At 60.4% G+C, this 11,288-nt stretch carries 7 protein-coding genes and 1 pseudogene; 4 read left to right on the forward strand and 4 right to left on the reverse strand.

The window, feature by feature from the left end:
* The 4 genes from ABI_RS12525 to ABI_RS12540 form a co-directional block, all read right to left on the reverse strand.
* Positions 1 to 722 (reverse strand): copper resistance protein B (locus ABI_RS12525; RefSeq protein ID WP_050808286.1); only part of this gene is annotated, 722 nt, incomplete at its 3' end.
* A complete protein-coding gene (locus tag ABI_RS12530) occupies positions 709 to 2,538 on the reverse strand; it encodes a copper resistance system multicopper oxidase (protein ID WP_006273372.1) in 1,830 nt (609 codons plus the stop codon). The genes ABI_RS12530 and ABI_RS12525, both read right to left, overlap by 14 nt.
* A 24-nt stretch (positions 2,539 to 2,562) precedes the next feature.
* A complete protein-coding gene (locus ABI_RS12535) occupies positions 2,563 to 2,979 on the reverse strand; it encodes a hypothetical protein (RefSeq protein WP_157138882.1) in 417 nt (138 codons plus the stop codon).
* A 77-nt stretch (positions 2,980 to 3,056) separates the two neighbouring features.
* Positions 3,057 to 5,336, reverse strand: coding sequence for a copper-transporting P-type ATPase (locus tag ABI_RS12540; RefSeq protein WP_083811496.1), 2,280 nt, complete (start codon positions 5,334 to 5,336; stop codon positions 3,057 to 3,059).
* A 178-nt stretch (positions 5,337 to 5,514) separates the two neighbouring features.
* Between ABI_RS12540 and cueR the strand changes: the two genes are divergently transcribed.
* From cueR to ABI_RS12565, 4 genes and pseudogenes are all read left to right on the forward strand, one after another.
* Positions 5,515 to 5,961, forward strand: coding sequence for a Cu(I)-responsive transcriptional regulator (gene cueR / locus ABI_RS12550; protein WP_006273375.1), 447 nt, complete (start codon positions 5,515 to 5,517; stop codon positions 5,959 to 5,961).
* Positions 5,962 to 6,241: 280 nt separating this feature from the next.
* Positions 6,242 to 6,394, forward strand: a pseudogene (locus ABI_RS26660) (hypothetical protein); the annotation flags it as partial.
* Positions 6,387 to 9,443: a TonB-dependent receptor domain-containing protein gene (locus ABI_RS12560; protein WP_157138884.1), complete on the forward strand. Its 3,057-nt coding sequence runs from the start codon at positions 6,387 to 6,389 to the stop codon at positions 9,441 to 9,443. The pseudogene ABI_RS26660 and the gene ABI_RS12560, both read left to right, overlap by 8 nt.
* Before the next feature lie 196 nt (positions 9,444 to 9,639).
* Positions 9,640 to 11,151: a glycoside hydrolase family 28 protein gene (locus ABI_RS12565; RefSeq protein WP_006273379.1), complete on the forward strand. Its 1,512-nt coding sequence runs from the start codon at positions 9,640 to 9,642 to the stop codon at positions 11,149 to 11,151.
* Positions 11,152 to 11,288: the final 137 nt, after the last annotated feature.

Here is an 11,288-nt window from a genome sequence, read left to right on the forward strand (position 1 = left end):
AACCAGCGAATGCCGGCACGTAATGTCGTCGCGTCAGCCTCTTCGCCATGAGCGCGGGCATAGTCGGCCGTCCTGCCGAACTTCTGTTCGTAGGAAATATCGACGTAGGGTGCGAACTTCCGGCTGAACTCATAGCGCGTTTGAAGTCCAATCTTCCCGCTTGTCAGGCCCGAGCCTATGCCAAGCTCGGGATCGTCTTCCCCGCTCAGATTGACTTCCGCATAGGGCTGCATGATGAGCCTGTTGGTCAAAAGCCATTCGTTCTCCTGTCGCAGCCGGGCGCTTAGGGCGCCATCATCGCGAATGAAAAGATGGGCTTCTGTCTCAAAGAAGTAGGGCGCGAGCCCATTCATGCCAAAGGCAAGAAACGTGTGCCCTTCCGGTTCGGCATCGTAGCGAATGCCGACCTGTGCATCCCAAAAGGTCGAAACATTTCGGCTGTAGAGCGCCCACAGCTCGGCCTCGTGAACCTCACCGTCTTCGATGTCGCCCTCACTCTTGAGCCAGAGCTTGTTCACATCCGTGCCGACCCAGCCATCCAGGTCCCAACTCGCTACGTCTTCGCCGCGCCGGCGCCCCATGTCCGTTTCCAATCGGAAGGCATGAAACACCTGGCCGCCATGATCGTGAGCCATCTTTTCCTCGTCAAGATCAGCGGCCAGCACGGGCAGTGGCAGCAGGAGCAAGGCCAAGACTGACAAAACGGCTTTAGTGATGGTCATGATGGCCTCCTTGCTGAGCCGGTTGCGTATTAGCGGGTTCCTTTTTCGGAGCGGGCTTAGTCGCCGGTTCGGCTAGTGCCGCTGCTCCATGCTGTGAATGATCCTCGGTATCGACCGGTACGGATGTCGTTGGTGCTGACTCCGCCCCCATCCTGCTCATGTCATGTCCGCTGTGATCCATCGCTGGCGCGTCGGAGGCCGGTAACGCAATGGCCTCACCGGGCTGGGCCACGATGACCTTGGCCATCATGCCCGTCGCCATGTGATAAAGCAGATGGCAATGGATCGGCCATTCGCCTGGCTCGTTGGCCGTCAGGATCACGGAAACAGTCTGTCCCGGCCGTACGATGATCGTGTGCTTGTTGGGCATCTTGCCTGCATCCTGGCCGTTCTCAACTTGCGTGAACATGCCGTGCAGATGGATGGGATGCGCCATCATCGTTTCGTTGACGTACGAGATCCGGACACGCTCGTTGTAGGCGATATTGATTCCCTTCATCGGATCAAAAACCGTCCCGTTCATCGTCCAGATATAACGCTCCATATTGCCACCGAGACGCACCGTAATGTCGCGTGTCGGCGCACGGGTGTCGGGTTGCTCCGTCAGATAGCGCAAGTCGTCATAAGAGAGGACTTTCGTACCCTCCGGCGCAAAGGTCCTGGCCCAGCCGCTTTCGGTTTCCATGTCGCTCATGTCCATGTCGGGATCATCGCGCATCATGACCTCCATGTTCATATCGGCCATGGTCAGGTGCGCACGCGGACGGCCCGCGGGGATCTCACCTTTCATGCCATCGCGGGGGGCCAGCGTTCCAATTGCAAACCCTTCACGATCGATCGACTCCGCGGCGATGGTATAGGCCTTGTCATCCAGAGGCGTGACGATGACGTCGTAGGTTTCTGCGTTGCCAAAGCGGAACTCATCGACCTCAACCGGCTCAACCGGCTGGCCATCTGCCGCGACAACGGTCATTTTCAGTCCCGGTATCCGGATATCGAAAATGGTCATGGCAGACGCATTGATAAAGCGCAGGCGGACGCGCTCGCCGGGCTTGAATAGGCCCGTCCAGTTTTGATCATTCGCCAGACCATTGACCAGGAAGTGGTAGCCCTTCACATCCGAGATGTCGGTTGGCAGCATGCGCATCTTACCCCAGGCGCCTGCGTCCTTGACCGCCTTGCCAGGCCACTTCTCCTTCATATCACGAAACAGATCGCCGACTGTCCGGCGATGGGTCTGGTAATAGTCGGATGACATTTTGAGGTTGCTCAGAATATCGGCGGCATCTTCCTTCGAGAAATCCGACAGGAGCACGACGTAATCACGCTCGGCTTTTACGGGATCGAGCGTGGCAGGTTCGATGACCAGACCGGCATAAAGGCCATCCTGTTCCTGGTGGATCGTGTGAGAATGATACCAGTAGGTCCCGGCCTGCCGGATCGGAAAGCGGTAGGTAAAGGTTTGACCCGGCTTGATGGCCTTAAAGCCATTGAAGCCCGGACTCCCATCCATGTTCCCCGGCAGGATAAGGCCGTGCCAGTGGATTGAGCTCTCTTCGTCCAGAGTGTTGGTGACGTGGATGACGGCGTCATCACCTTCCTTGAAGCGAAGGACAGGGCCGGGAATGGTGCCGTTGAGGGTGATTTTATTGAGGGGTTGCCCGGTGATCAACACCTCCTGGCGGCTGATGGTCAGGTTGTATTCGCGGCTTTCAGCCACCGCAGCCATGGGTGAAAACACCAGAGCTGAGATGCCAAGCGCCCAAAACAATATGGTTTTCATGCGTTTTTCCAGTATGCAGACAGGGTTGGGCATGCGCCGAAAAGCGCACACTAAACGTCAAACAAAACGGGATTGCGCTCGGGGCGGTCGTTTAAGCGTGTCGGAGAGATACGACGGCAAATCCTGGCTCGATCCTTCCGGGACTAACCTCTCGCCGTGTTCAATCAGGCTGAAGCTGCCGCAGGAAACGCACGCCGCCATATTTGCGCAATGGCTCAAGGGACAGCTACAGCCGGTATCACAGCATGCACTGCTTTTTTCCTCGTGGTGCTTATCACCGGAATGGTCCGCAGCCACGGCTTCCGCCATAGCTTTCGCGCACGCTTCGTCCATGCCGTTTGCATCCATCGCGGCCATGGTTTCAACCGCTGCAACAGTGCCCTGGCTAGGCATGACATGGGCATGCAGGGGCGATGATACCGTCATGAAGACGAATATCGCGCCTACGATCAGCCGTGTCAGAAACTGTGTCATGCTCATCCAGTATAGTGATGTCTGCCAGAAAGTTAAAGGCGGGGCTTTGATACGAGTCAAGTTCTGCACCTTGGCGGCTAAGTCTCAATACGCGCTGAACCTATTCTCAGGCTATTGGCGATCACCGAGACCGAACTGAGCGCCATGGCCGCCGAAGCGATGATGGGCGACAGCAGAATCCCAAAGCTGGGGTAAAGCACGCCGGCAGCTATGGGGATGCCGACAACATTATAGGCAAAGGCAAAGACAAGATTCTGTTTGATGTTGCGCATGACCAGACGGCTCAGCGCATGGGCCTTGGCAATGCCGCCCAAATCGCCTTTGATCAAGGTGATACCGGCGCTTTCCATGGCGATGTCCGTCCCGTTGCCCATGGCGATGCCAACCGTCGCAGCGGCCAGAGCCGGGGCGTCATTGACACCATCACCTGCCATCGCAACCTTACGGCCGCGCCGGATCAGGTCCTCGATCACATCGGCCTTCTGGTTGGGAAGAACGTCGGCTCTTATCTCATCGATGCCCAGGGTTTTGGCAACCGCCTTTGCCGTGGCTTCGTTATCGCCCGTCAGCATGACAATCCGGATGTCACGCGCATGAAGCGCCTTGAGCGCGGCCTGAGTGGACGGTTTGACCGGATCAGCGACGGAGATGACACCGGCTGGTTTTCCATCGATGGTAACATACACCACCGTCTGGCCCTGATCGCGTAAAGGGCGGGCAAGTTCCAGCAGGGTCGCGTCCTCGCCCACGAGCGCCGTATTGCCAAGGGCCACAATCACCCCCTCCACCTTTCCGACCACGCCCTTACCGGTGGGAGAGTCGAAATCCGTGACGGCCAGGATCGCCGCGCCACGTTCCTTCGCGCCGGCGACGATGGCCATCGCAATAGGGTGCTCACTCAAAGCTTCAATGGAGGCTGCCAAAGACAACAGCCGGTCTTCGGATATGTCGCCACTTGATTTGACGTCTGTGAGTTTTGGGCGGCCTTCGGTGAGCGTCCCGGTCTTGTCGAACACCAGGGTATCGATGCTCTCGAAGGCCTCAAGCGCGGCGGCGTCACGAATAAGGATTCCCATGTGCGCTGCACGTCCGGTTCCCGCCATGATCGACATCGGCGTGGCGAGGCCAAGCGCACACGGACAGGCAATGATCAAAACCGCAATCGCATTGAGCATGGCGTGGCCAAGTTTTGGCTCGGCGCCCAAAAGCAACCATGCTGCAAAGGTCAGCGCCGCAATGATGATGACAGCGGGGACGAACCAGGCCGATACCTGATCGGCCATGCGCTGGATGGGGGCGCGGGAGCGTTGCGCCTGGCCTACCCGCGCCACGATCTGGGCAAGGAGCGTGTCATTGCCGACGCGGGTTGCCCGCATCACAAAGCTGCCCGTTTGGTTGATGGTCGCGCCCGTTACCTTGTCACCCTTGGCTTTGGTCTGCGGCATGGGCTCGCCGGTCAGCATGGATTCGTCGAGATGGCTTGTGCCCTCGACAACTTCGCCATCGGTTGGGATCTTCTCACCGGGGCGGACGCGCAATAAGTCACCGACGACAATAGCATCGAGCGGCACGGTCTCTTCCGTTTCGCCGTGGAGGCGATGTGCGGTCGCGGGCGCCAGTTTCAGGAGTGCACGTATGGCATCGCCCGTTTGGGCGCGGGCCTTGAGTTCCAGGACCTGTCCCACAAGCACAAGCGTCGTGATGACCGCCGCCGCCTCAAAATAAACGTCCGGCCCCATGCCGGTGAGATCGGGGAACGCATCGGGTACCAGGACCGCAATGACGGAATAGCCCCAGGCAACCAGAACCCCCAAGGCAATCAGGGTAAACATGTTCAGATTGCGGGTTTTGACTGAATCCCATCCTCGCGTGATGAAGGGCCAGCCGCACCACAGCGCAGCCGGTGTCGCCAGCAGCAATTGAAGCCAGAGCGATACCGGCATCGGTACGTAGCGGTTGAGACCGAAATGCATGCCCATGGCCAGAAACGCCACAGGTATAGTCAGCGCGGTCGCGATCCACAGGCGGCGCGTCATATCCTTCAACTCGTGATTGTTCGGTGCCTCAAGGGTGACGACCTCCGGCTCCAGAGCCATACCGCAAATGGGGCAGGACCCCGGCCCCTCTTGACGAATTTCGGGATGCATTGGGCAGGTGTAGATGACGGCCTCGCCGGCCTTGGGCTTGGGTGCCGGTCCGGGCGCGGCTGCATGTCCATGTGCATGATGGCAATCGTGGTCATGCGCCTTATCCGGAAAAGGCGCGGGCGATTTATTGTGACAACAGCCGGGCTTTTGCCCCATTTGACTAAGGTCGTGATGCCCCTCATGCACCTGTGTCTTCGGTCTATCGTCCATGACTGCCTCCTAGGCTCGCGCCAGCTTGATTTTGTAGCTTGATGCCTATGGTGGGGCTTCCCATTGTGGGAAGGTCAATGGCGTCTTTGAGATTTTTTTTACGCTTGCCTTCCCATCATGGGAAACTTACCTAGATCGATAGGTGGGCCAATCATGCTCTTTAAAAAATAGGATTCCTATGAACATCGGACAGGCCGCCAAGGCGTCTGGCGTATCCGCCAAAATGATCCGCTATTACGAGCAGACAGGGCTGGTATCGCCGGCTGCACGTTCCGGGGCGGGTTATCGAACCTATGCGGAAAAAGACGTCCATACTTTGCGTTTTATACGCCGTGCCCGTGATCTGGGCTTTTCTGTCGAGGGCATTGCCGAGTTGCTGGCGCTTTGGCGCGACCGGACACGACATAGCGCAGACGTTAAGGACATGGCTCTCGGGCACGTGGCAGTTCTTCGCAAAAAGATCACAGAACTTGAAGCCATGGCGCAAACACTCCAGAGCCTTGCAAGCTGCTGCGCCGGCGATGAGCGGCCCGATTGTCCGATCCTGAAGGACATCGAGGATGGCACCGACGGTCCGGCAAGAGCGCCCCATCGGTTCGGCCTGTTGCCGGATGGCGGCGCCTAGGTGAGCGCCACGGCGAAAAGCTTTTGGTGCAAGGCTGAGGCCTTGCCTGTCTGTACGTCGAAACCGGGTTCAAACCCGTCTCTTCATGCCGTCAATATTTTTTCGTTAACCGCATAGAGGAAATTTCGCAGCCCATGCGTCTAGGTTTCCAGAAGTCCGCACAAAAAGAAAGCGGACGCGAGCAGGAGAGAAACAGATGCAAACGATACGCCACAGTCGTAACAAGGCGATGCTGTTCGCCGGGGCCGCCCTGATCGGGCTGGTTCTGGCTACCGGCGCCATGGCCCAGACCAAGAGCTTCAACGTCCCCGCCGCCGACGCGGTTCGCACCATCCCGCAGTTCGCCAGCCAGGCCGGCGTCCAGATCGTCGCTCCCGCCGGCACGCTCCAGGGCGTCCAGACCCGCTCGGTGCAGGGCAGCCTGGATGTCCGTGCCGCTCTGGCCCAGCTTCTGGCCGGCACCGGCCTGGAGATCGCCTTCGGACGACGGCAATATCATCGCCCTGCGCGTGGCCCCCAATGCGGCGCCGATCGAGGCCGACCAGCCGGTTGTGGTGACGGGTTCGCGCCTGGCGCGCCGCGGGTTTACAGCCCCCACCCCCGTGACAGTGGTCGATGCCGAAGAACTGAAACTGTCGGGCACCCAGAACGTCGAAACTCTGCTGAACCAAAACCCGCAGTTCATCGGCTCGCAGAACAACGGCCCGACCGCCAACACCGTTCCCGGCGGCACCGCCACCCTGAACCTGCGCGGCTTCGGCGCCCAGCGCAACCTGGTCCTTGTCAATGGACGGCGTTTCGCGATTTCCGGAACCGACGGCACGACCGACATCAATACCATCCCTGCCGCCTTGTTGAAGCGCACCGAAGTCGTCACCGGTGGCTCGTCGGCCGTCTATGGCTCCGACGCGATCACGGGCGTGGTCAACTTCATCATGCGTGACGATTTCGACGGCGTCGAGGTCAGCACCCAAAAGCGCTGGGACGGACATACCGCCACCCCGACCTACACGGTCGACCTGACGCTGGGCGGCAACTTCGCCGACGGCAAGGGCAATGCGGTGGTCTCGCTCGACTATCTCAACCGTGGCTCGATCACCCGCGGCGAGCGCGGCGGTTACGCCTTCTACTCGCTGTCGGACGGCTGCGTCACCTCGGCCTCGTGGAGCGACGACAAGCCGGGCACGCCGCAATCGGTCCCGTCGGGCCAGACCTGCGTCGGCGCCGGCGGCCGTATGGGCCTGGTCTCCGGCGGGTCCGGCGACATACCGGCCGGCCGCTTTTTCGGCATCCCGACCTATGGCTCGGCCCAGTCCAATCCCGGCCTCGACGCCGCCCTTCTGGCTGCCGGCTTGCAGAGTGCCGGCGCCCGCGGCTTTACGTTTGACGGCGCCCAGGCCCGCCCGGCCCTGACACCGAAGGATGACTATAATCTGGGGCCGGAAAACTATCTGATCATTCCGCAGACCCGCTGGATGGCCAACACCTTCATCCACTACGATTTCAACGAGAAGGTCACGGCTTATTTGGAAGCGCACTTCTCGAACAACGTCGTCAACATGCAGCTGGCGCCGACCAACATCAACGGCAACTTCCTGCTGAATGTGAACAATCCGCATCTCAGTTCCCAAATGCAGGAAGTCTTGCGCCAGCTCGACATGCGCGAGACCGGCCCGCAATCCATCACCCAGGGCACGCTGACCTATTCGACCACGCCGAATGACGGCCTGGCCGTTCTGGGCATTGGTCGCCGCCTGCTCGAAGTCGGAGATCGCTTCAACTCGTCGGAGCGTAATGTCTTCCGCACGGCGTTTGGCATCCGCGGCAACCTGGGCAACGCGTCGGACAACTTCCTGCGCGACCTGAACTACGACCTCTACTACTCCTATGCCCGCACCCAGAATACCGACAGCCAGCGCGGCAGCGCTTCGCGGTCGCGTTACGCCCAGGCCCTGTTGTCACAGAACGGCCAGGCACCCGTGCTGGACGTTTTCGGTGCAGACAGCATCTCGGCCGCCGGCGCTGCGGCCATCGCCATCAACTCGACCAACGTCCAGACCGCGCAGCAGCAGGTGGTGGTCGCCAATCTGAGCGGCGAGGCCTTCGACCTGCCAGCCGGCCCGGTCGACTTCAACGCCGGGTTCGAATGGCGCCATAACGAAGCCAGGTACACGCCCGACACCTTCCTGAGTTCCGGTGATGTCTCGGGCTTCAATGCCGCCAAGCCGACCGGCGGCAGCGTGGCGGTGAAAGAAGTCTACGGCGAAGTACGCGCCCCCATCCTGGCCGACCTGCCCTTTGCGCGCCGGCTGAACGTCAATGGCGCCTTCCGCTATTCGGAATACGACCTGAAGGGCGTCGGTGGGGTATGGACCTATTCGCTGGGGGCCGAGTGGTCGCTCAACCGTTCGATCACCTTCCGCAGCCAGTTCCAGCATGCCATCCGCGCACCCAATGTCGGCGAACTGTACGGCGGCCAGTCGCTGCAGTTCGCTTCGGCCACCGATCCGTGTTCCAGCCGCGCCCCTTCGGCCCAGCAGACGGTCGCGGTTCGTACGCTCTGCGAAGCCACCGGCGTACCTTCAGCGGCGGTCTTCGGTACCGGCGTACAGCCCAACACCATCATCGGCAACACCATCGGCGGCAACCCGAACGTCGGTGAAGAACAGTCCGACACCTATACCTTCGGCGCGGTCTTTACGCCCAGCTTCGTGCCGGGACTGGCCGTGGCGATCGACTGGTACAGCATCGAGTTGGATGGCGCCATCGCCCCTCTGGGCGGCGGTCTCCAGAACACGCTGAACCTGTGCTACACCATCATTGCCGACGCCAATTCGGAGTTCTGCAAGGCGATCACCCGCAGCAACACCACCGGTGAAATCACCAGCCCCAACTATGTCGTCACGACCAACGCCAATACCGGCGGCATCAAGACCAGCGGTATCGACGTCGACGGCCGCTACACCTTCCGCACGGACTGGGGTCTGTTCGACGGCGGCAGCCGCTTCGACCTGGGCGCCATCTGGACCTATACCGATGAGTTTACCGGCACCCCTGTCCAGGCCCTGCCGCACCTGAAGAACTACTGCGTCGGCGCCTATGGTCCAACGTGTGGCCAGCCGATCCCGCAATGGAAGGGTGTTTCCCGCATCACCTGGAAGAACGGCCCGCTGACCCTGTCGTTGCGCGACCGCTATATCGGCAAGGTGACCATCGACCGTTACCTGCTGCCCAAGCGGGCGGGCGGCACGGCGCCGGCCCTGGAGAGCCTGACCCGTCCGGTGATCGAGGGTCAGCACTATTTCGACCTCAGCTTCGCCTATCAACTGCCCGCCCATGTCGAGATCTACGGCGGTGTCCAGAACATCGCCGACAAGGATCCGCCGGTGGTGGGCTCCTCTCAGGCCAATGCCAATACCTGGGCCGCGACTTACGATGTCGAAGGCCGGGTCTTCTTCCTGGGCGCCAAGGTCAATTTCTGACCGCGGCGTCTGTGATGCGCGTCCCCGAGCGCGCTGACTTGCGCCGGACGGGTTTCGTCCGGCGCCCTTTTCGACCCGCACCGGCTCCCTCCCGTGGCCGGTGTACCTTGAAAGGCCCGATGGCACTCCACCATCGGGCCTCTTTTCCGCGGTCCGGCAATAGGTTAACGTCATAAAAAAAGAACAGGTTGAGAAGATGCCACAGCTATCGCGACGTGCCTTTGGCGCCGGGCTGATCGCCGCCGCCCTGGCCAGTAAAACCCAGGCCGCCACCTGCGTCTATCCGCAATGGGCCGATGATCTGCGCCGTGACCTCGACGCAATGGCCGCGGTGTTGACGGCAACGCTGAAGCCGTGGAACGGGCCGGATACGGTGTTCAGGCCCGAGGACTATGGCGATACCCAGGGCTTGGCAACAAAAGCGATTCAGGCCGCGATCGATGCTGCGGCGGTTTCGGGTGGAACGGTACGGCTGAGCCAGGGCGAATATGTTTCCGGAACTCTGGACCTGAGGAGCCATGTCCGGCTGGAGGTCGCCAAGGGGGCGCGCCTGCTGGGCAGTCTTGACCTGAAGGACTATCCCGAACGGGTGGCCACGCGCCCGACCGTAATGGACAGCAATATGGGCATGAACCAGTCGCTGATCTTTGCCGAAGGATGCGAGAACATTGCCCTGTGCGGCGAAGGCGAGATCGACGGTCGCGGCCATAATTTCAAAGGCGACGAGACCATTCATGGTACGCCCGGACGGCCCTTCCTGATCCGGGTGATCGACTGTAAGCGCGTCCATATCCACGGCATTACGCTGAAGGACTCGCCGTGCTGGATGCAGAACTATCTCAACTGCGACGACCTGCTGGTCGAGCATATGACGGTCGAAAACCAGGCCAACTTCAACAATGACGGCCTGGATATCGATGGCTGCCGCCGGGTGATCGTGCGCGACTGCTTCATCAGTTCCGGCGACGACGCCATCTGTTTCAAGGGGGCTGCCCAGCGGGCGGGCGAGAACATCCTGATCGAGCGCTGCAAACTCTATACGTCGTGCAATGCCATCAAGTACGGCACCGACAGCCAGAGCGTCTTCCGCAATGTATTAGTCCGGCACTGCGAGATCGGCGGGGTGTCGGAAGCGATGCGGCGGATCAAGACGGTCGATGCCGACAGTGCTTTCTCGTGGGAGATGGTCGACGGTGGGTTGGTGGAGAACCTGCTGGCGTATGACGTGCACATTGTTCGTGCCAAGAGTCCGTTCTTTTTGCGGCTGGAAAACCGCGGTCGGGTCAGGCCGGAGCAGGCCAAGCCAGGGATTGGACGGTTGCGGCGGATCGTGTTCGATGGGATTACCGGTGAGGACAATGGTCCGCGCGGGTCGTATTTTTTGAGTGTCCCAGAACAACCGATCGAAGATGTCGTGTTGCGCAATGTCCGGATCGGGCAGCGGCCTTCGACGGGTTGGTTGAAGGAAGATCAGATTCCGGATCTGCGCGGGGTTTATCCGGACGCGCATATGATCGATGCCCACTGGGGCGGGGTGGGCAAGGATGTTGAGGGCAAGGCGATCGGCGGCGATGCGCCTGCCTATGGGTTATGGGCGCGCAACGTCAGCGGTTTGACATTGATCGACTACAAGGTTGTTCCGACAGGAGCCGATCCGCGTCCTGAGATTGTTGCCACTACGGGCGTTACACGTTTCTGCCGAGGATAGATTATGCGCCGTTCGATTGGGAATGATTTAAAATGTCTTCTCCCGCCCCGCCTGCGGGGTAAGCGCAGCGAAAGTACAGCTTTCGCCAGCGCAGAGACCGCGAAGCGGTGGGAGGGGTATTACCGTCAGTGGAATAG

It is taken from the genome of Asticcacaulis biprosthecium C19, assembly GCF_000204015.1.
GTDB lineage: Bacteria > Pseudomonadota > Alphaproteobacteria > Caulobacterales > Caulobacteraceae > Asticcacaulis > Asticcacaulis biprosthecius.

Coding starts and splice junctions, on each gene's coding strand:
- ABI_RS12530 (WP_006273372.1), bottom strand. CDS start 2,538: ATGCCCAACCCTGTCTGCATACTGGAAAAACGCATGAAAACCATATTG.
- ABI_RS12565 (WP_006273379.1), top strand. CDS start 9,640: ATGCCACAGCTATCGCGACGTGCCTTTGGCGCCGGGCTGATCGCCGCC.
- cueR (WP_006273375.1), top strand. CDS start 5,515: ATGAACATCGGACAGGCCGCCAAGGCGTCTGGCGTATCCGCCAAAATG.
- ABI_RS12560 (WP_157138884.1), top strand. CDS start 6,387: ATGTCCGTGCCGCTCTGGCCCAGCTTCTGGCCGGCACCGGCCTGGAGA.
- ABI_RS12535 (WP_157138882.1), bottom strand. CDS start 2,979: ATGACACAGTTTCTGACACGGCTGATCGTAGGCGCGATATTCGTCTTC.
- ABI_RS12540 (WP_083811496.1), bottom strand. CDS start 5,336: ATGGACGATAGACCGAAGACACAGGTGCATGAGGGGCATCACGACCTT.